General features: G+C 69.5%; 17 protein-coding genes and 1 pseudogene. 13 read left to right on the top strand and 5 right to left on the bottom strand.

The genetic code is table 11. The annotated features are described in order from the left end of the window. Positions 1 to 169 precede the first annotated feature (169 nt). From ACZ4O3_RS17470 to ACZ4O3_RS17460, 3 genes and pseudogenes are all read left to right on the top strand, one after another. Positions 170 to 3,283, top strand: a complete 3,114-nt coding sequence (locus tag ACZ4O3_RS17470; protein ID WP_467722811.1) for an efflux RND transporter permease subunit — start codon at positions 170 to 172, stop codon at positions 3,281 to 3,283. A 136-nt stretch (positions 3,284 to 3,419) separates the two neighbouring features. Next, positions 3,420 to 3,869 (top strand): annotated as a pseudogene (locus tag ACZ4O3_RS17465) (protein kinase domain-containing protein); the annotation flags it as partial. Between the two features lie 22 nt (positions 3,870 to 3,891). Further along, positions 3,892 to 4,050 carry a hypothetical protein gene (locus ACZ4O3_RS17460; RefSeq protein WP_467722863.1) on the top strand — a complete coding sequence of 53 codons (159 nt, stop codon included), beginning with the start codon at positions 3,892 to 3,894 and terminating at the stop codon, positions 4,048 to 4,050. Positions 4,051 to 4,065: 15 nt separating this feature from the next. Here the strand turns inward: ACZ4O3_RS17460 and nadA are convergent, their stop codons facing one another. Beyond that, positions 4,066 to 5,250 carry a quinolinate synthase NadA gene (gene nadA / locus ACZ4O3_RS17455; RefSeq protein ID WP_467722810.1) on the bottom strand — a complete coding sequence of 395 codons (1,185 nt, stop codon included), beginning with the start codon at positions 5,248 to 5,250 and terminating at the stop codon, positions 4,066 to 4,068. Positions 5,251 to 5,576: 326 nt separating this feature from the next. Between nadA and ACZ4O3_RS17450 the strand changes: the two genes are divergently transcribed. Next, entirely contained in the window at positions 5,577 to 5,933 is a 357-nt protein-coding gene (locus ACZ4O3_RS17450; protein WP_030951236.1) for an iron-sulfur cluster assembly accessory protein, read from the top strand. A 65-nt stretch (positions 5,934 to 5,998) separates the two neighbouring features. Here the strand turns inward: ACZ4O3_RS17450 and ACZ4O3_RS17445 are convergent, their stop codons facing one another. Next, positions 5,999 to 7,828 carry a hypothetical protein gene (locus ACZ4O3_RS17445; RefSeq protein WP_467722808.1) on the bottom strand — a complete coding sequence of 610 codons (1,830 nt, stop codon included), beginning with the start codon at positions 7,826 to 7,828 and terminating at the stop codon, positions 5,999 to 6,001. Between the two features lie 104 nt (positions 7,829 to 7,932). Further along, entirely contained in the window at positions 7,933 to 8,142 is a 210-nt protein-coding gene (locus tag ACZ4O3_RS17440; RefSeq protein ID WP_362725068.1) for a hypothetical protein, read from the bottom strand. A gap of 131 nt (positions 8,143 to 8,273) precedes the next feature. Here ACZ4O3_RS17440 and ACZ4O3_RS17435 point away from each other — a divergent pair, with 131 nt between their 5' ends. Then, entirely contained in the window at positions 8,274 to 9,248 is a 975-nt protein-coding gene (locus ACZ4O3_RS17435) for a carbohydrate kinase family protein (RefSeq protein WP_362725065.1), read from the top strand. Positions 9,249 to 9,311: 63 nt separating this feature from the next. Here ACZ4O3_RS17435 and ACZ4O3_RS17430 read toward each other — a convergent pair whose 3' ends face one another. Next, complete coding sequence (locus ACZ4O3_RS17430; protein WP_467722806.1) at positions 9,312 to 10,697, bottom strand: aminotransferase class V-fold PLP-dependent enzyme; 1,386 nt, start codon at positions 10,695 to 10,697, stop codon at positions 9,312 to 9,314. Positions 10,698 to 11,024: 327 nt separating this feature from the next. Here ACZ4O3_RS17430 and ctaC point away from each other — a divergent pair, with 327 nt between their 5' ends. The 4 genes from ctaC to ACZ4O3_RS17410 all read left to right on the top strand — a co-directional run bounded on the left by ctaC (position 11,025) and on the right by ACZ4O3_RS17410 (position 15,526). After that, positions 11,025 to 11,987: an aa3-type cytochrome oxidase subunit II gene (ctaC, locus tag ACZ4O3_RS17425; RefSeq protein ID WP_467722804.1), complete on the top strand. Its 963-nt coding sequence runs from the start codon at positions 11,025 to 11,027 to the stop codon at positions 11,985 to 11,987. Next, positions 11,984 to 13,714 (top strand): aa3-type cytochrome oxidase subunit I, encoded by a 1,731-nt coding sequence (gene ctaD, locus ACZ4O3_RS17420; protein WP_467722802.1) that lies wholly within the window; start codon positions 11,984 to 11,986, stop codon positions 13,712 to 13,714. Before ctaC ends, ctaD begins: the two co-directional genes overlap by 4 nt. After that, positions 13,711 to 14,109, top strand: coding sequence for a cytochrome c oxidase subunit 4 (locus ACZ4O3_RS17415; protein WP_046727399.1), 399 nt, complete (start codon positions 13,711 to 13,713; stop codon positions 14,107 to 14,109). Before ctaD ends, ACZ4O3_RS17415 begins: the two co-directional genes overlap by 4 nt. Positions 14,110 to 14,263: 154 nt before the next feature. Then, positions 14,264 to 15,526 carry a L,D-transpeptidase gene (locus ACZ4O3_RS17410; RefSeq protein ID WP_362715422.1) on the top strand — a complete coding sequence of 421 codons (1,263 nt, stop codon included), beginning with the start codon at positions 14,264 to 14,266 and terminating at the stop codon, positions 15,524 to 15,526. A gap of 121 nt (positions 15,527 to 15,647) precedes the next feature. Here ACZ4O3_RS17410 and ACZ4O3_RS17405 read toward each other — a convergent pair whose 3' ends face one another. After that, on the bottom strand, positions 15,648 to 16,049 hold the full coding sequence (locus tag ACZ4O3_RS17405) for a response regulator (RefSeq protein WP_362715420.1): 402 nt from the start codon (positions 16,047 to 16,049) through the stop codon (positions 15,648 to 15,650). A gap of 187 nt (positions 16,050 to 16,236) precedes the next feature. On the opposite strand from ACZ4O3_RS17405, the gene ctaE reads away from it, so the two are divergent. The 4 genes from ctaE to qcrB all read left to right on the top strand — a co-directional run bounded on the left by ctaE (position 16,237) and on the right by qcrB (position 20,436). Further along, positions 16,237 to 16,857: an aa3-type cytochrome oxidase subunit III gene (gene ctaE / locus ACZ4O3_RS17400; RefSeq protein ID WP_351325272.1), complete on the top strand. Its 621-nt coding sequence runs from the start codon at positions 16,237 to 16,239 to the stop codon at positions 16,855 to 16,857. Between the two features lie 77 nt (positions 16,858 to 16,934). Then, on the top strand, positions 16,935 to 17,747 hold the full coding sequence (gene qcrC / locus ACZ4O3_RS17395; protein WP_362715416.1) for a cytochrome bc1 complex diheme cytochrome c subunit: 813 nt from the start codon (positions 16,935 to 16,937) through the stop codon (positions 17,745 to 17,747). Beyond that, positions 17,744 to 18,802, top strand: coding sequence for a cytochrome bc1 complex Rieske iron-sulfur subunit (qcrA, locus tag ACZ4O3_RS17390; RefSeq protein WP_362715413.1), 1,059 nt, complete (start codon positions 17,744 to 17,746; stop codon positions 18,800 to 18,802). Before qcrC ends, qcrA begins: the two co-directional genes overlap by 4 nt. Next, a complete protein-coding gene (gene qcrB, locus ACZ4O3_RS17385; RefSeq protein ID WP_362715410.1) occupies positions 18,799 to 20,436 on the top strand; it encodes a cytochrome bc1 complex cytochrome b subunit in 1,638 nt (545 codons plus the stop codon). Before qcrA ends, qcrB begins: the two co-directional genes overlap by 4 nt. Positions 20,437 to 20,509 lie beyond the last annotated feature (73 nt).

Below are 20,509 nucleotides of genomic sequence, written 5' to 3'. Positions count from 1 at the left end.
AGGAGACGGATAAAGGACGGCACCCAGGGCCTACACGAGCGGGGCCGCGCATGGGCGAGGGTGGTGGGGTGGGCGCTCACAGGTGCCCCCCGTGCCGTTCATCCGCCGCTCTTGCGCCGCTCCCAGCGGTCTTCGCACACAGCAGCTCACCGAAAAGAGACCCTGACCCATGTCCTGGCTGTCCCGCTTCAGCCTCGCGCAGCGGGCCCTGATAGGCCTCATGTCGTTGATCGCGCTCGCCTTCGGGGCGATCGCCATCCCCCAGATCAAGCAGCAGCTGCTGCCCACCATCTCCCTGCCCATGGTGTCGGTCATCGCTCCCTACCAGGGAGCCGCCCCCGACGTCGTCGAGAAGCAGGTCATCGAGCCGGTCGAGAACAATCTCGAAGGCGTCGACGGCGTCACCGGTGTCACCTCCACCGCAAGCGAGGGCAACGCCGTGATCATGGCGTCCTTCGACTACGGCAGCGACACCAAGCAGCTGGTGGCCGACGTCCAGCTGGCCGTCAACCGCGCCCGGCTCCCGGACTCCGTCGACCCGCAGGTCATCTCCGGTTCCACCGACGACATGCCGACCGTGGTCCTCGCCGTCACCTCCGGAAAAGACCAGCAGGCCCTCGCCGACCAGCTCGACAAGACGGTCGTCCCGGACCTGAAGGACATCGACGGCGTCGGCCGGGTCCAGGTCACCGGAGTGCGGGACCTCCAGGTCACCGTCACCCCCTCGGACACGAAGCTGGCCCGGGCGGGTCTCACCTCCGCCGCCCTCGCCCAGAGTCTGCAGGCGGCCGGCGCGACCGTCCCGGCGGGCTCCTTCGACGAGGCCGGCGCCAACCGCACCGTGCAGGTCGGCGGCGGGCTCACCTCGCTGGGCCAGATCAAGGACCTGATGGTCACCGGACAGGGCGGCGAGAAGCCCGTGCGCCTCGGTGACGTGGCCTCGGTCGAGGAGCAGGAGGCCCCGGCCGACTCGATCACCCGCACCGACGGCCGCCCCAGCCTCGCCGTGAACGTCACCATGGACCACGACGGCAGCGCGGTCTCCATCTCGAACGCGGTCAAGGACAAGCTGCCGAAGCTGCGTCAGGACCTCGGCTCCGGCGCCACCCTCACGGTCGTCAGCGACCAGGGCCCGGCGGTCTCCAAGTCCATCAAGGGCCTGACCACCGAGGGCGCCCTCGGCCTGCTCTTCGCGGTCCTTGTCATCCTGGTCTTCCTGGCCTCGGTCCGCTCGACCCTGGTGACCGCGGTCTCCATCCCGTTGTCGGTGGTCCTCGCGCTCATCGTCCTGTGGACCCGCGGGCTCTCCCTCAACATGCTCACGCTCGGCGCGCTCACCATCGCCATCGGCCGGGTCGTCGACGACTCGATCGTGGTCCTGGAGAACATCAAGCGCCACCTCGGCTACGGCGAGGAGCGCCAGGCCGCCATCATCGGCGCGGTCCGCGAGGTGGCCGGCGCGGTCACCTCCTCCACCCTCACCACGGTCGCCGTCTTCCTGCCGATCGGCCTGGTCGGCGGCATGGTGGGTGCCCTGTTCGGCTCGTTCAGCATCACCGTGACGGCGGCGCTGCTCGCCTCCCTGCTGGTCTCCCTGACGGTCGTACCGGTGCTGTCGTACTGGTTCCTGCGGGCCCCGAAGGGCACCCCCGAGGACGCGGCGGAGGCTCGCCGCAAGGCCGAGGCGAAGGAGGCCGACAGCCGGCTCCAGCGCGCCTACGTCCCCGTCCTGCGGTTCGCGACCCGGCGCCGCCTCACCAGCGTCCTGATCGCCCTCGTGGTCCTGGTCGTCACGTTCGGCATGGCCGGGCTGCTGAAGACCAACTTCTTCGACCAGGGCGACCAGGAGGTCCTCACCGTCAAGCAGGAGCTGAAGCCGGGCACCAGCCTGGCGGCGACCGACGCGCAGGCGAAGAAGGTCGAGAAGCTGCTGTCCTCCGTCGACGGGGTGAAGGACTACCAGGTCACCGTCGGCTCGTCCGGCTTCATGGCGGCCTTCGGCGGCGGCACCGACACCAACCAGGCGTCTTACTCCGTGATGCTGGACGATGCGAAGTCGTACGACGAGGTGCAGACCGCCATCGAGGACGGCCTGCACAAGCTGCCCGGCATCGGCACGACCACGGTGTCGGCCGGTGACGGCTTCGGCAGCCAGGACCTGAGCGTCGTCGTGAAGGCGGCCGACGGGGACGTGCTGCGCAAGGCCTCCGAGCAGGTCCGGGCCGCCGTCGCGCAGCTGGACGACGTCACCGACGTCACCAGCGACCTCTCGCAGAGTGTTCCGCGCATCTCGGTGAAGGCCAACTCCAAGGCCGCCGCGGCCGGGTTCGACGACCAGACGCTGGGCGCCGCCGTCACCCAGGCGGTCAAGGGCACCACGGCCGCGAAGGCCACCCTCGACGACACCGAGCGGGACGTCGTCGTGAAGTCGGCGAAGCCGGCCGAGACCCTCGCGCAGCTGCGCGCCCTCAAGCTGGGCCCGGTGAAGCTCGGCGACATCGCCACCGTGAAGCTGGTGGACGGACCGGTGTCGATGACCCGGATCGACGGCCAGCGCGCCGCGACCGTCTCCGCGAAGCCGACGGGTGACGACACCGGCGCGGTCAGCACCCAGCTCCAGTCGAAGATCAAGGCGCTGAAGCTCCCGGCGGGCGCGACGGCCTCGATCGGCGGCGTCACCTCGGACCAGGACAGCGCGTTCAAGAACCTGGGCCTGGCGATGCTGGCGGCGATCGCGATCGTCTTCATGCTGCTGGTCGCGACCTTCCGCTCGCTCGTCCAGCCGCTGATCCTGCTGGTCTCCATCCCGTTCGCGGCGACCGGCGCGATCGGCCTGCTGATCGTCACCGGCACCCCGATGGGCGTGCCCGCGATGATCGGCATGCTGATGCTGATCGGCATCGTGGTGACCAACGCGATCGTGCTGATCGACCTGGTCAACCAGTACCGGCGCCAGGGATACGGCGTGGTCGAAGCGGTGATCGAGGGCGGCCGGCACCGGCTCCGCCCCATCCTGATGACCGCGCTGGCGACCATCTTCGCCCTGCTCCCGATGGCGCTCGGCGTCACCGGCGAGGGCGGCTTCATCGCCCAGCCGCTGGCGGTGGTGGTGATCGGCGGTCTGATCACGTCGACGCTGCTCACCCTGCTCCTCGTCCCGACGCTGTACGCGATGGTCGAACTCCGCAAGGAGCGCCGGGCGAAGAAGCGGGCCGCGAAGCGGGGCCCCGGGACGGCGGTCTCCGCCACGGCGGCCGAGGAGCCGCAGCCCGCGGCCGTCTGACGGTCCCGCGGGCAGCGGCCCGCACTCCCGCGCACGACGGCCGGTTTCCGGAACACCTCCGGGAACCGGCTGTCGCCGCCCGGCCGTTCCGCATGCCGGCGCCGCGAACCGCACGACGGGGGAGGGGAGTTTCGGCGTGCCGCTGCACAAGGACGACCCGAGATCCCTCGGCGGTCACAAGCCGGCCGGCCGGCTCGGGGCCGGCGGGTTGGGCATCGTCTGCTGGGGCCGGTCGCGCTCCGGGCGCGAGGCCGCGGTCAAGGCGGTGCACGCCCAGTACGCCGGGAACCCGGTCTTCCGCGCCCGGTTCCGGCAGGAGATCGAGGCCGCCCGCCGGGTCGGCGGCGCCTTCACCGCGCCCGTCCTGGACGCCGACGCGGACGCGCCGGCCCCCTGGACGGCCACCCAGTACGTGCCGGGCCCCTCCCTCGCCGCCCGCATCCGGGCGCAGGGCGCGCTCCGTGTCACCGAACTGCGGCCGCTGGCCCTCGGGCTGGTGGAGGCCCTCCGGGAGATCCACCGGGCCGGGGTGGTGCACCGCGACCTGAAACCGGCCAACGCGCTGGTGGCCCACGACGGCCCCCGCGCTGGACGCGGCCGGGGGCACGGTGCTGTGGGAGTCCTCCGCGCGCGCCGAGACCCTCGGCAACAGCGGCCTGCTGCCGACGGTCCGGTTCAACCGCGGCGCCCTGGTCCTGTCCACCTCGGACGGCACCGTCCTCACCCTCGACCCGGCACACCCCGAGCGCGAGCCCGTCCCGGGGTGACACCGTCGGGTACCGCTACGGCAGCGCCAGCATCCGCTCCAGGGCCAGCTTGGCGAACGCCTCGGTCTCCTTGTCGACCTCGATCCGGTTGACCAGGTTGCCCTCGGCGAGCGACTCCAGGGTCCAGACCAGGTGGGGGAGGTCGATGCGGTTCATGGTGGAGCAGAAGCAGACCGTCTTGTCGAGGAAGACGATCTCCTTGCCCTCGGGGGCGAAACGGTTCGCCAGGCGGCGGACCAGGTTCAGCTCGGTGCCGATCGCCCACTTGGAGCCGGCGGGGGCCGCCTCCAGGGCCTTGATGATGTACTCCGTCGAACCGACGTAGTCGGCGGCGGCCACCACCTCGTGCCGGCACTCCGGGTGGACCAGGACGTTCACGCCCGGGATGCGCTCGCGCACGTCGTCGACCGAGTCCAGCGAGAAGCGGCCGTGCACCGAGCAGTGGCCGCGCCACAGGATCATCTTCGCGTCGCGCAACTGCTCGGCGGTCAGGCCGCCGTTCGGCTTGTGCGGGTTGTAGAGCACGCAGTCGTCCAGGGACATGCCCATGTCCCGGACGGCGGTGTTGCGGCCGAGGTGCTGGTCGGGCAGGAACAGCACCTTCTCCCCCTGCTCGAAGGCCCATTCCAGGGCCCGCTGGGCATTGGACGAGGTGCAGATGGTGCCACCGTGCTTGCCGGTGAACGCCTTGATGTCCGCGGACGAGTTCATGTACGAGACGGGGACGACCTGTTCGGCGATCCCGGCCTCGGTCAGCACGTCCCAGCACTCGGCGACCTGTTCGGCCGTCGCCATGTCGGCCATCGAGCAGCCGGCCGCCAGGTCGGGCAGGACCACCTTCTGGTCGTCCGAGGTCAGGATGTCGGCGGACTCGGCCATGAAGTGCACACCGCAGAAGACGATGTACTCGGCCTCCGGGCGGGCGGCCGCGTCGCGGGCCAGCTTGAACGAGTCGCCCGTGACATCGGCGAACTGGATGACCTCGTCGCGCTGGTAGTGGTGGCCGAGCACGAAGACCTTGTCGCCGAGCTTCTCCTTGGCCGCGCGGGCGCGCGCGACCAGATCGGGGTCGGACGGCGAGGGCAGGTCGCCGGGACACTCGACGCCCCGCTCGCTCTTCGGGTCGGCCTCACGGCCGAGCAGCAGCAGGGCGAGCGGAGTCGGCTGTACGTCGAGCTCCGTGGTCTGGGCGGTGGTCACGGCACGCACCCTTTCTACTTTTCGTCGTTCTGACGTTATCTATCATAACCGCTTCACGTCACTTTGACGATGCCGATTGTGTCGATGTGACGTGAATCCCGGCGGTGCACGGGCGGTGTACAGGCGGGTCGCGGGGGAGTGGCCCTGGGGTGCCCGCGGGGCTGCCCGGGGGCGGTCAACAGGCCGCTGTGCGTGACTTCGGGCATGTGCGAGCATGAAGAGGTAGAGAAAACGCGAGAACGCGAATGCCGGCCCGGAATGAAACAGCGGACCCGCCGGTTGCACTCGTCGGCAAGCAGTCTCCGTACAACCCGGGAGAGATGTAGATGTCCGTATCGGACGAGACCAGCACCGCCACCGACGGCATCATCCTCAGTGACGCCGCCGCGGCCAAGGTGAAGGCCCTGCTCGACCAGGAAGGCCGCGACGACCTCGCGCTGCGCGTCGCCGTCCAGCCCGGTGGCTGCTCCGGCCTGCGCTACCAGCTCTTCTTCGACGAGCGCTCCCTCGACGGCGACGTCGTCAAGGACTTCGGCGGCGTCAAGGTCGTCACCGACCGAATGAGCGCCCCCTACCTGGGCGGCGCGTCGATCGACTTCGTCGACACCATCGAGAAGCAGGGCTTCACGATCGACAACCCGAACGCGACGGGCTCCTGCGCCTGCGGCGACTCCTTCAGCTGAGCCGGCCCGTACGGCGGAACGAAGGCGGCGGTCCCTCCCCGAGGGGCCGCCGCCTTCGTGTGTCCTCAGCGCACCTGCGGGTCGAGCGTGGTCGCCTTCTCCTTCGGGACCGCCCTGCCGCCCGTGCCGACCACCTTCCGGCCGTCCAGCGGCGCGTCCAGGCGCACCGTCTGGTGGTACTGCTTGGCGATCAGGATGCAGATCTTGTCCGGCCAGGGCGTCTCGGTCACCTTGACCACCACCTGCCGCGAGCCCTCGTCCGCGGTGACCTTGTAGTCGGCGCACACCCCGCCGGTGAAGGCGACGGTGAGGTCACGGCCGTCGGCCGTGTAACCGTCCACCTTCACATCCTTCGGGGTCCCCGGGGAGGAACTCGGCGCCGGCGAGGCGGCGGAGGCCAGGTACTTCGGGTCCACCGCCGGATGGGTGACGGTGTACGAGTCGGCCGCGCCGCGCACCTGGAACAGCCAGGACGGCACCAGCGCCTGTCGGCCGCCGACGGACTGCGCGGCCAGCCCGAACACCGCGTTGCGGATCAGGGCCGAGGAGGCCGAGGAGCCTGACGGTGAGGAAGCGGGGCACGGCTGCTCCAGCCGGTCCTTCAGCGGTACCGGACCGGCGCAGCCGCCGATGCCCATCCGGTGGTCGGAGCGGGGCGCCGCGTTCATCAGGTCCAGCGTCTTCCTGGCGCTGAGCACCGGATACGTGTCGCCCTCGACCGGCGTCGCCAGCATCCCGTTGCCGCCGACGACCTCACCCTGCCTGCCGACGGTCAGCCCGGTCGTCCAGCCGTAGGTGGGCAGCCCGCCCACGACCGGGTCGGCGTTCACCGCCCGCTGGGCGCCCATGACCTGGCTCGCGTCGAGCTTCGCGTCGTCCTGGCCGAGCGCCTTGAGCACCGGGGCGGCGGCCTTCTCCGCGGCGGAGACGCTCACCGGGGTGGCGGCCGGCGCCGCCGGATCCTGGCCGCACACCGGCCCGCTCTTGCAGTTGTCGGTGCCGGGGGCGTGGCGGCTGTACGTCCAGATGCCCGGGGCGGCCCTGTTGACCTGGAGGCTCCCGCCGGAGCCGTCGTGGTCGGTGCCGACCTTCCACACCTGGCCCTCGGCGACCGGCGCCCCCTCGACGCCGAGCGCCTTCGCCAGCGCGGCCACCCGGTCCTTGGGGACCTCGCCGGCCGCCCGGTACACCGCGGCCGAGCCGGGCCCGGCGGGGAGCGTGCCGTCCGCCTTGTAGGTCACGCCGTAGGGGTTGGGCTCGCCCACGGCCACCCCGTCGCCGCCGGAGGAGTAACCGTCCAGGGCGAGCGGCGGGGGAGTGGTGCCACCGGCGGCGCCGGTGGCCGTCCCGGTCCCGGTCCCGTCGCCGGAGCCGCCGCGCGCGGCGAGGAAGGCCCCGCCACCGCCGATCAGCAGGACCGCGGCGGCCACGGAGGCGATGACAGCGGACGACCGGCGCCGGGCGGGGTGACCGGCCTGGTCCCCGGACGCCCCGGCGGCACCGGAGGCAGCGGCCCCCCCGGCCTCGGGGGCCTTCGGCGCCGGACCCGCGTCCGACTCGCTCCCCGCGGCGCGGGGCTCAGCCGGCGCGGCGGGCCGGTCGGGCTCCGGGGCCGTTTCCGGCTCGGGAGCCCCGGCCGCGGCCTGCTCGGGGGGCGTGTCCGCGACGGGGGGCGCCGCCGGCTCCGGAGCCTCCGGGCCCGGGTCCTGGGCCGGCGGCGGCTCCGCCGCGGTCCCGGACCGGCCGGGGCGTGCGGTGCTTTCGGCGGGCCCCGCGGTGGGCCGGGCGTCGGGCCCCGCCGCCTTCGGCGACTCCGTGGTGTCCAGGGCCTCCGAGGACTCCCCGGTGGTACCCGCGGCCGCGTCCTCGTCGTTCTCGGGTCGCTCGCTCTTCACCGCATCGCTCCTTGCCGCGCGTCATGTCCCGCCTCCCCTTCGCGGGGGACGGCGATGGGACGCGGGAGGGGGGCGCGCGGTTCCCCGGGAACGCGCCGGGCGGCTCAGTCGCCGTAGTCGGACATCGCGTCCAGCAGCCTGGCGGACTTCTTCGGCACCGTCACCCCGTGGATGAGTGACGGCGGCACCGGGTGGGCATCGCTGTGAGCGGGAACCACCCAGTGCGGGGCCATCCGGGCGCAGTCCCCGCGCAGCGACGCGAGGTCGCCGTCGAGGTCGGCCGGAGCGGAAGGCTGGACCTTGAGGTTCGTCATGAACGAACCGTACGCACGCCGTGGGGTGCGAAGAAAGATCTACTATCGGGTAGTTTTCACACCTTCAGAGCCCCCGGCCGACCCGGTAGCGTTAACTGTCATTCACGCCTCCCCTCAGGAGAGTCCCAGCCGTGCGCATCGCAGTCACCGGCTCCATCGCCACCGACCACCTCATGACCTTCCCCGGCCGCTTCGCCGACCAGCTCGTCGCGGACCAGTTGCACACGGTCTCGCTGTCCTTCCTGGTCGACAACCTGGACGTGCGCCGGGGCGGCGTCGGCGCGAACATCGCGTTCGGCATGGGACAGCTCGGCACCCGGCCCGTCCTGGTCGGCGCGGCGGGCTTCGACTTCGACGAGTACCGGGCCTGGCTCGACCGGCACGGCGTCGACACGGACTCGGTCCGCATCTCCGAGACCCTGCACACCGCGCGTTTCGTGTGCACGACCGACGCCGACCACAACCAGATCGGCTCCTTCTACACGGGCGCGATGAGCGAGGCCCGGCTGATCGAGCTGAAGACGGTCGCCGACCGGGTGGGCGGACTCGACCTGGTCCTGATCGGCGCGGACGACCCGGAGGGCATGCTCCGCCACACGGAGGAGTGCCGGGCCCGGGCCATCCCGTTCGCCGCCGACTTCTCCCAGCAGATCGCCCGGATGAACGGCGACGAGATCCGGATACTGCTGGACGGCGCGACCTACCTCTTCTCCAACGAGTACGAGAAGGGTCTGATCGAGACCAAGACCGGCTGGAGCGACGAGGAGATCCTCGGGAAGGTCGGCCACCGCGTCACCACGCTGGGCGCCCGCGGAGTGCGGATCGAGCGGGCCGGCGAGGAGGTCATCGAGGTCGGCTGCGCCGACGAGGAGCGCAAGGCCGACCCGACCGGTGTCGGCGACGCGTTCCGGGCCGGGTTCCTGTCCGGGCTCGCCTGGGGGGTCTCGCTGGAGCGGGCGGCGCAGGTGGGCTGCATGCTCGCGACGCTCGTCATCGAGACGGTGGGCACCCAGGAGTACCAGCTGCGCCGCGGGCACTTCATGGAGCGGTTCACCAAGGCGTACGGGGACGAGGCGGCCGAAGAGGTGCGCGGGCACCTGGTCTGAGGCCGCCGGATGGCGGGCGCGCGGGGGCCTGGTCGCGCAGTTCCCCGCGCCCCTGAGGGGGCCTCAGCCGACCCGGCGTACCAAGTAGGCCGTTCCCCTGTCCGCCGGCTCCTCGCCCTCGTACTCCTGGCCCCGCATCTCGCACCACGCCGGGATGTCCAGGCGTGCCGCCTCGTCGTCCGACAGCACCCGGACCAGGCCCCCCACCGGCACGCTCCCGATGACCTTCGCCAGTTCGATGACGGGGATCGGGCACCGCTTGCCGAGCGAGTCGACGACGACCTCGGGCGCTTCCGGTGCCCGGACCGCCGACGTCACCGGCGGGGCGCCCAGCTTCTCCCGCACCCCCGCCACCACCCCCGGCAGCACCTCCAAAAACCGTTCCACGTCCCCTTCGGCCGTTCCCGCCGGCAGCGACACCCGCACGTTCCCCTCACTGAGGACGCCCATCGCCTTGAGCACATGGCTGGGCGTCAGCGTGCTGCTCGTGCAGGAGGATCCGGACGACACCGCGAAACCCTCGCGGTCGAGCTCGTGGAGCAGGGTCTCGCCGTCGACGTAGAGACAGGAGAACGTGACGATGCCCGGCAGACGCCGGTCCGCGTCGCCCACCACCTCCACGTCCGGCACCAACTCCGGCACCCGCGCCCGGATCCGCGCCGTCAGCTCCCGCAGCCGTGCGGCCTCCCGCTCGGCATCCGCCCGCACGGCGCGCAGCGACGCGGCCGCCGCGACGATCGCCGGCAGGTTCTCGAAACCGGGTGAACGGCCCGACTCCCGCTCGTCCGAAGCCCCTTGGACGGCGAACCGCACCCCCTTGCGCACCACCAGCAGTCCCACCCCGGCCGGGCCGCCCCACTTGTGCGCACTGGCCGTCAGCAGCGACCAGTCACCCTCCACCCGCTCCCATCCCAGCGACTGCGCCGCGTCCACCAGCAACGGCACCCCGGCCGCCCGGCACGCCTCGGCGACCGCCGCGACCGGCTGCACGGTGCCCACCTCGTGGTTGGCCGACTGGAGACAGGCGAGCGCGGTGCCGGGGCGGAGAGCGGCCTCGTAGGAGCCGGCGTCCACCGCTCCCTGGCGTGACACCGGCACCTGGGTCACCTCGCCGCCCTCCGCCTCGAACGCCTCGGCCGAATGGAGGACCGAGGAGTGTTCCACGGCTGACACGATCAGGTGACGTCCGGCGCGACGCCGGCCGGCCAACGCCCCGGCGACACCGGCATGGACGGCCTGGGTGCCGGACGGCGTGAACGTCAGCTCGTCCGTCCGGCAGCCGACCGCCTCGGCGGCCGCCTCCCGAGCGGCATCCAGCAGCATGCGCGCCTTCCGGCCCTCGCGGTACAGCCGGGAGGGATCGGCCCACCCGTCGTCCAGAGCGGCCAACAGTGCTTGCCGGGCGACGGGATGGAGAGGCGCGGCCGATGCGGCGTCGAAGTAGGACACACCGCAACGTTAGAACGTCCTGAGGGACGGCCGGCCCAGGGGCGCGGAGCCGGACCGGCAGGCGGCTCCGCCGGGTGGCGTGACCAAGCCCTCCACGCACCCGCACACGCGCCCAAGACCCGGGCAACCCGAGCTGTCAGGCGCCCAATCCCACCCTTAAGGAGTGACCCGCGGCGCGTATGCCCCCCTCCCCGCGAAGCCTCAGAACGCGTCGGCTAGGGTTTGGTCCGCATAAACATCCAAACCCCTGCCCGACGCAGGGCGGCGACCGACCAGCGAGAAGGCCGCAGCCGAACCGCGCGGGCGAGACTCTCGGGAAGGCGCTACGTGAGTCCCAACGGCTCCGACCGCTCGCCGCGGCGCCCGATGCGGCGGAAGCTGCTGCAGGCAATGACCGCGGGCCTGGTCCTTGCGACCGCTACCGGTTGCACATACAAGGACTTCCCCCGCCTTGGTATGCCCACCCCGACCACGGAAGAGGCTCCGCGGATCCTCTCCCTGTGGCAGGGCTCCTGGGCCGCCGCGCTCGCCGTCGGCGTGCTGGTGTGGGGTCTGATCATCTGGAGCGCCATCTTCCACCGGCGCAGCCGCACCAAGATCGAGGTGCCGGCCCAGACCCGGTACAACATGCCGATCGAGGCGCTGTACACGGTGGTTCCGCTCATCATCGTCTCGGTGCTGTTCTACTTCACCGCGCGTGACGAGACGAAGCTGCTCAGCCTCACCGACAAGAAGCCCGACGTCACGGTCAACGTGGTCGGCTTCCAGTGGAGCTGGGGCTTCAACTACGTGACGCCCGTCGACGGTGTGACCGGCGACGCGAAGTCCGACGCGAACCTGGAAGCGATTCCGGACCGGTTCAAGAAGGAGTTCCCGGCCGCCGCCGGCGGCGTCTACGACGTCGGCACGCCGGGCACCAAGAACCCCCAGACCGGTAACCCCGGTCCGACGCTCTGGCTCCCCAAGGGCGAGACCGTCCGCTTCGTCCTCACCTCGCGTGACGTCATCCACTCCTTCTGGGTGGTGCCGTTCCTGATGAAGATGGACGTCGTCCCGGGCCACACCAACGCGTTCCAGGTGACCCCCAATCAAGAGGGCACCTTCCTGGGCAAGTGTGCCGAGCTCTGCGGCGTCGACCACTCCCGGATGCTGTTCAACGTGAAGGTCGTCTCGCCTGAGCGTTACCAGCAGCACCTCAAGGACCTCGTCAAGAAGGGGCAGACCGGTTACATTCCCGCCGGCATCGCGCAGACGAGCCACGAGAAGAACCGGGAGACGAACAACCTGTGAGCATCCTCAACGAACCCCAGGGTGCCGCGGCTGAAGGCTCGTACGCTGACGAGCTGCCGGTCAGGCGCAAGCAGCCCGGCAATGTCGTGGTGAAGTGGCTGACGACCACCGACCACAAGACCATCGGCACGCTGTATCTGGTCACGTCGTTCGCGTTCTTCCTGATCGGTGGAGTGATGGCGCTGCTCATGCGCGCCGAACTCGCTCGCCCCGGTCTGCAGATCATGTCGAACGAGCAGTTCAACCAGGCGTTCACGATGCACGGCACGATCATGCTGCTGATGTTCGCGACGCCGCTGTTCGCCGGCTTCACGAACTGGATCATGCCGCTCCAGATCGGTGCTCCGGACGTCGCCTTCCCGCGGCTGAACATGTTCGCCTACTGGCTCTACCTGTTCGGCTCCACCATCGCGGTGGGCGGCTTCCTCACCCCGCAGGGCGCCGCCGACTTCGGCTGGTTCGCCTACTCCCCGCTGTCGGACGCGGTCCGCTCGCCGGGCATCGGCGCCGACATGTGGATCATGGGTCTGGCCTTCTCCGGCTTCGGCACCATCCTCGGCGCGGTCAACTTCATCACCACGATCATCTGCATGCGCGCCCCCGGCATGACCATGTTCCGCATGCCGATCTTCGTGTGGAACGTGCTGCTGACCGCGGTCCTGGTCCTGCTCGCCTTCCCCGTCCTCGCCGCCGCGCTGTTCGCGCTGGAGGCGGATCGGAAATTCGGGGCACACGTCTTCGACGCCGCGAACGGCGGAGCCTTGCTCTGGCAGCACCTCTTCTGGTTCTTCGGCCATCCAGAGGTGTACATCATCGCCCTGCCGTTCTTCGGCATCATCTCCGAGGTCATCCCGGTCTTCTCCCGCAAGCCGATGTTCGGCTACATGGGTCTGATCGCGGCGACCATCGCGATCGCCGGTCTGTCCGTGACGGTGTGGGCGCACCACATGTACGTCACCGGCGGTGTGCTGCTGCCGTTCTTCTCCTTCATGACGTTCCTCATCGCCGTCCCGACCGGGGTGAAGTTCTTCAACTGGATCGGCACCATGTGGAAGGGCTCGTTGTCCTTCGAGACACCGATGCTCTGGGCCACCGGCTTCCTGATCACCTTCACCTTCGGTGGTCTGACCGGTGTCATCCTGGCCTCGCCGCCGATGGACTTCCACGTCTCCGACTCGTACTTCGTGGTGGCGCACTTCCACTACGTGGTCTTCGGCACGGTCGTCTTCGCGATGTTCTCCGGTTTCCACTTCTGGTGGCCGAAGATGACGGGCAAGATGCTCGACGAGCGGCTCGGCAAGATCACCTTCTGGACGCTGTTCGTCGGCTTCCACGGCACCTTCCTGGTCCAGCACTGGCTGGGCGCGGAGGGCATGCCGCGCCGTTACGCCGACTACCTGGCGGCCGACGGCTTCACCACGCTGAACACGATCTCGTCGATCAGTTCCTTCCTGCTCGGCCTGTCGATCCTGCCGTTCCTCTACAACGTCTGGAAGACGGCGAAGTACGGCAAGAAGGTCGAGGTCGACGACCCGTGGGGCTACGGCCGTTCGCTGGAGTGGGCGACCTCCTGCCCGCCGCCGCGGCACAACTTCCTCACCCTGCCGCGGATCCGCAGCGAATCCCCGGCGTTCGACCTGCACCACCCTGAGATCGCCGCCCTGGAGCAGCTGGAGCACGGCCAAGCCGCCGCCGCTGTCGCGGGCAGCAAGGAGGCCGGCAAGTGAAGATCCAGGGCCGCATGTTCGTGTGGCTGAGCGTCTTCGTCCTCGCCATGGCGATCGTCTATGGCGTGTGGTCGAAGGAGGCGGCCGGTACCACGGCGCTCTTCATGGCCTTCGGCCTGTGCATCATGATCGGCTTCTACCTGGGCTTCACGGCCTCGCGGGTGGACGCCGGTGCCCAGGACAACAAGGAGGCCGATGTCGCGGACGAGGCCGGCGAGGTGGGCTTCTTCAGCCCGCACAGCTGGCAGCCGCTCGCCCTCGGTGTCGGCGGCGCGCTGGCCTTCCTCGGTGTCGCGGTCGGCTGGTGGCTGCTGTACTTCTCGGCGCCCATCATCATGATCGGCCTCTTCGGCTGGGTGTTCGAGTACTACCGCGGTGAGAACCGCACCCAGTAAGCACGCGCCGAGCGCACCAGGAGCCCGGACTCTCCGCAAGGAGGGCCCGGGCTCCTGGCGTTCCGGGGGAGCGGGTACCGCTTTCGGTGCAGTGGCGTCCCCCGTCCGGCCTATCCGGCATGCCGGTCCGCAAAACGGATCATAATGTGACCATATGAGTCAGACTCCGTGCGCTCGCACCGTCGTCAGCTGCGCCCTGCTGGTGACCGCCCTCGGAGCGGGCATCACCGCCTGTGGATCCGGCGGCGGCCCGCTGTCGGATAAGCCGCACGACGCGGCGGACCAGATCTCCTTCAACACCCCCACCGGCACCGGGAAGCGGGCCGACCCCGACAAGCCCCTGGAGGTCGTCGCCAAGAGCGACGAGGACCGGATCACGGACGTCACGGCCCGGGACGCCACCGGCCGCGTCGTGGCGGGCGAACTCGACGCCGACGGGCGTCGCTGGCACAGCACGTCGCCGCTGGCCGCCAACGCCCACTACACGGTCCAGGTCAGCACCGAGGACGAGGACGGCGCGCCCGGCCGCAAGACCCTCACCTTCGACACCAGCAAGCCCACCACCCAGCAGCGCCTGAAAGTCACCTTCGGCCCCAAGTCGGGGGAGTACGGGGTGGGCCAGCCCGTCACCGCCCAACTCGACCAGGGCATCAAGGACAAGGCCCAGCGCGCCATCGTGGAGCGCGGCCTCCGGGTCGACTCGGTCCCCGCGGTCGAGGGGTCCTGGTACTGGGTGAGCGACAAGGAACTCCACTACCGGCCCAGGGACTACTGGCCCGCGCACGCCACCCTCCAGGTGCACAGCAACCTGGACGGCGTCAGGATCAGCGACCGCCTGTGGGGCGGCGCGGTCACGCCGCTGAAGCTCACCATCGGGGACAAGCTCCTGGCCGTCACGGACGCCGCCGCTCACCAGCTGACGGTGTACAAGAACGACAAGGTGATCAACCAGATCCCCATCACCACCGGCAAGCCGGGCTTCGAGACCCGCAACGGTGTCAAGGTCGTACTGGAGAAGCAGTACTTCGTACGCATGCGCGGCACCACGGTCGGCATCGCCGAGGGCACCTCGGACTCGTACGACCTTCCGGTCTACTACGCCACCCGGGTGACCTGGTCGGGTGAGTACGTCCATGCCGCGCCCTGGTCGGTGGGCTCCCAGGGGTCCGCGAACGTCAGCCACGGCTGCACCGGTATGAACACCTCCAACGCCGAGTGGTTCTTCGACACCTTCCACCCGGGCGATGTGGTGAAGGTCGTCAACTCCAACGGCAAGGAGATGGAGCACTTCGGAAACGGCTTCGGCGACTGGAACCTCGCCTGGAAGGACTGGCGGGGCGGCAGCGCCCTGGCCAACGGCGCCCAGGACGTCCAGAACCCCGCGAGCGCGGCGAGAGTGCAGCCGGCCGCCCTGTGAAACGCCCTGAAGGGCGGCTGACCGAGGGGCGCGGGGCGGTGGCCGACATGCGGCTGCCGCCCCGCGGGGAAAACGGGCCCCACCGGGCCGCGGTCGCGCACGCACCGCGCCCCACGTCTGCCTAGGCGCTCTGCAGCCTCCGCTGCCGCAGCAGGGCCGCCAAGGACGCCGCGAACTCCACCGGTTCCACCGGCAGCGTCACCGCCGCGTCCGCACGGCTCCACGTGGCCAGCCACGCGTCCTGGGGCCGCCCGATCAGCAGCAGCACCGGCGGGCAGTTGAAGATCTCGTCCTTGATCTGCCGGCACACCCCCATGCCCCCCAGCGGCACGGCCTCACCGTCCAGCACGCACACGTCGATGCCGCCCTTGTCCAGTTCGGTGACGACCGCCTGTGGCGTCGCGCACTCCAAGAACTCGACGAAGGGCACGTCGGGAGCCGGGCGCCGGCCGGAGGCCAGCCGTACCTGCTCGCGGGTGTTGGAGTCGTCGCTGTAGACCAGCACCGTGGCGGTCGGCTGCATTGTTCCTCCGATACGCGGGGACGGGAGTCGTCGTACGGACAGGACCGGTGCGCCGGATGCTACTCCCCCGAACACCTCGTCAACACCTGTTGGAACACCGCTTCGATGGGCCATCCGGGCAGTACACACGGTGCGGACACCCCGAACGGCACCCCCCGGAGTGAGCGCGAGATAAGCGACCGACATAATGTCGGTCGTGGCGACAGCAACGACAGTAGAAACCGGGCACGCGCACCCGTCGGTCAATCGGCCGAACCTCACCAGCGTCGGAACCATCATCTGGCTGAGTTCCGAGCTGATGTTCTTCGCGGCCCTCTTCGCGATGTACTTCACCCTGCGATCGGTGACCGGTCCGGATCACTGGAAGGAGATGGCGAGCCATCTCAACATTCCGTTCTCCGCGACGAACACCACGATCCTGGTGCTCTCCTCCCTCACCTGCCAGCTCGGCGTGTTCGCCGCCGAGCGCGGGGACGTGAAGAAGCTCCGGGGCTGGTTCATCATCACCTTCGTGATGGGCGCGATCTTCATCGGCGGTCAGATCTACGAGTACACCAACCTGGTGAAGGAGGACGGCATCTCGCTCTCCTCCGACCCGTACGGCTCGGTGTTCTACCTGACCACCGGGTTCCACGGCATGCACGTGACGGGCGGCCTCATCGCCTTCCTGTTCGTCCTCGGCCGCACCTACGCGGCGAAGCGCTTCACGCACGAGCAGGCGACCGCGGCCATCGTCGTGTCCTACTACTGGCACTTCGTCGATGTCGTCTGGATCGGCCTCTTCGCCACGATCTACCTGATCAAGTAGCGGGGCCGGCTCCACGCGCTGCACAAGCGCACAACCCAGAAGCATCGACGCAGAAGATCCTGACACCGGGGTAATCCGTGAAAAAGCTCTCCGCACGACGACGCCATCCGCTGGCGGCGGTCGTCGTCCTACTCTTTGCGCTGGCGGCCACTGGGGGGCTGTACGCCGCGCTCGCGCCCGCGGGCCGGGCGCAGGCCGACGAGACCTCCCAGTCCCTGACCATTGAGGAGGGCAAGAAGCTCTACTCGGTCGGCTGTGCCAGCTGCCACGGCACCGGCGGTCAGGGTTCGTCCGACGGTCCCAGCCTGGTCGGCGTGGGCGCCGCGGCCGTGGACTTCCAGGTCGGCACCGGCCGTATGCCGGCCGCCACCTCGCAGGGCCCGCAGGTCGTCGCGAAGAAGAACATCTACACCCAGGCCCAGATCGACCAGCTCGCGGCGTACGTCGCCTCGCTGGGCGCCGGTCCCGAGGTGCCCACCAAGGAGCAGTACGGCCCGGGCGGTGCCGACATCGCCGCGGGCGGTGAGCTCTTCCGCACCAACTGCGCGCAGTGCCACAACTTCGTGGGTGCGGGTGGCGCGCTGACCAAGGGCAAGTTCGCGCCGAGCCTGGAAGGCGTCGACCCGAAGCACATCTACGAGGCCATGCAGACGGGCCCGCAGAACATGCCGTCCTTCCCCGACACCACGCTGTCCGAGAAGAACAAGAAGGACATCATCGCGTACCTCGACGCGGTCAACAGCTCCAAGACGACGAACCCCGGCGGTCTCGACCTGGGCGGCCTCGGGCCGGTCAGTGAGGGTCTGTTCGCGTGGATCTTCGGTCTCGGCGCCCTGATCGCCGTCGCCGTCTGGGTCGCCGCTCGGACCGCAAAGGCCAAGAAGTCATGAGTAGCCAAGAGATTCCAGAAGAGAACCTGCCCGCTGAGCAGGACCACGCGCACGGCGCCGTGAGTGTCGCGGACGAGAGGGACCCGTTCGGGGACCCGGGTCTGCCGCCTCACGAGCACCGGATCCAGGACATCGACGAGCGCGCCGCCAAGCGGTCCGAGCGCGTCGTGGCCCTGCTGTTCACGGTGTCGATGCTGGCCACCGCCGGCTTCATCGCCTCGTACGTGACCGTCCCCAAAGACAAGTCGATCTTCGTCTTCCCGCTCGGTCACATCAGCGCGCTGAACTTCGCGCTGGGCCTGACGCTCGGTGTGGCGCTGTTCTGCATCGGCGCGGGCGCGGTCCACTGGGCCCGCACCCTGATGTCCGACGTCGAGGTCGCCGACGAGCGGCACCCGATCGAGGCCAGCCCCGAGGTCCGCGCCAAGGTCCACGCGGACTTCAAGCAGGGCGCCAAGGAGTCGGCGCTCGGCCGGCGCAAGCTGATCCGCAACACCATGTTCGGCGCGCTGACCCTGGTCCCGCTCTCCGGTGTCGTGCTGCTGCGCGACCTCGGCCCGCTGCCCGGCACCTCGCTGCGCCACACGGCGTGGTCGAAGGGCAAGCTGCTCGTCAACATGAACACCAACGAGCCGCTGCGTCCCTCCGACGTCGCCGTCGGCTCGCTGACCTTCGCCAAGCCCGAGGGCGTCGAGGAGTCCCAGGAGGACTTCCAGAACGTGATGGCGAAGGCGGCCCTGATGATCATCCGGCTGCAGCCGGACAACATCAAGGACAAGCGCGAGCTGGAGTGGTCCCACGAGGGCATCGTGGCCTACTCGAAGATCTGCACCCACGTGGGCTGCCCGATCTCGCTGTACGAGCAGCAGACCCACCACGTGCTCTGCCCGTGCCACCAGTCCACCTTCGACCTCTCCGACGGTGCCCGAGTGATCTTCGGCCCGGCCGGTCACGCCCTGCCGCAGCTGCGCATCGGTGTGAGCGAGGAGGGCTACCTCCAGGCGCTCGGCGACTTCGAGGAGCCCGTCGGTCCTGCTTTCTGGGAGCGCGGATGAGCACTACGACGAACGACGAGACCCGCTCACGCGGGAAGGCACCGGCCGGCGAGCGCGTCGCCGACTGGGCCGACGGACGGCTCGGGATCTACTCCCTGGCCAAGTCCAACATGCGCAAGATCTTCCCCGACCACTGGTCGTTCATGCTGGGCGAAGTGTGCATGTACAGCTTCATCATCATCATCCTGACGGGTGTCTATCTGACACTGTTCTTCCACCCGTCGATGAACGAGGTGACGTACCACGGCAGCTATGTCCCGCTCCAGGGACAGCTGATGTCCGAGGCGTTCAACTCGACCCTGCACATCTCCTTCGACGTGCGCGGTGGTCTGCTCATCCGGCAGATCCACCACTGGGCCGCGCTGATCTTCCTCGCCGGCATGTTCGTGCACATGATGCGTGTGTTCTTCACCGGCGCGTTCCGCAAGCCGCGTGAGATCAACTGGCTGTTCGGCTTCCTGCTGTTCGTCCTCGGCATGTTCACCGGCTTCACCGGTTACTCGCTCCCGGACGACCTGCTCTCCGGCACCGGTGTCCGCTTCACCGAGGGCGCCATCCTGTCGATGCCGATCGTCGGCACGTACATCTCGTACTTCCTCTTCGGCGGCGAGTTCCCCGGCCACGACTTCGTGGCGCGGTTCTACTCGATCCACATCCTGCTGCTGCCGGGCATCATGCTCGGCCTGATGGTGGGCCACCTGATCCTGGTCTTCTACCACAAGCACACGCAGTTCGCGGGTCCCGGAAAGTCCGAGAAGAACGTCGTCGGCATGCCGCTGCTGCCGGTCTACATGGCCAAGGCCGGAGGCTTCTTCTTCCTGGTCTTCGGTGTCATCGCGGCCATCGCGGCGACCACCCAGATCAACCCGGTCTGGGCGATCGGCCCCTACCGTCCGGACCAGGTGTCCACCGGCGCCCAGCCCGACTGGTACATGGGCTTCGCCGAGGGTCTGATCCGCTACATGCCCGGCTGGGAGATCAACTTCTGGGGTCACACCCTGGTCCTGGGCGTGTTCATCCCGCTGGTCCTGTTCGGCCTGGTGCTGGGCGTGATCGCGCTCTACCCGTTCATCGAGTCCTGGGTCACCGGGGACAAGAGCGAGCACCACATCCTGGACCGCCCGCGCAACGCCCCGACCCGTACCGGGTTCGGTGTCGCCTGGGTGACCGTGTACATGATCGGTCTGGTCGGTGGTGGCAACGACCTCATCGCCACCCACTTCCACCTGTCGATCAACGACGTGACCTGGTTCGTCCGGATCTTCTTCTTCGCCGGACCCGTGATCGCGTTCCTCGTCACCAAGCGGATCTGTCTCGGCCTGCAGCGCCGGGACCGCGAGAAGGTGCTGCACGGTCGCGAGACCGGCATCATCAAGCGGCTGCCGCACGGTGAGTTCATCGAGGTGCACGAGCCGCTCAGCCAGGAGCAGCTGCACACCCTCACGGCCCACCACCAGTACGAGCCGGCCGAGGTCGGCGCGGGGGTCGACGAGAACGGTGTCGAGCGCAAGATCAAGGGGTCCGAGAAGCTCCGCGCCAAGCTGAGCAACGCCTACTACGGCGAGGACAACCAGATCCCGAAGCCCACCGTCGACGAGTACAAGGAGATCACGAGCGGCCACGGCCACCACTGATCGACCGCGTCGCCACACGACGGCCGAAGGGCCCCCGTCCGGGGTACGGACGGGGGCCCTTCGCCGTGCCCGG

It is taken from the genome of Streptomyces sp. NPDC026515 (genome assembly GCF_055567595.1).
The sequence above is the reverse complement of the archived record's forward strand: the minus strand, read 5'-3'. Positions and strand labels throughout refer to the sequence as shown.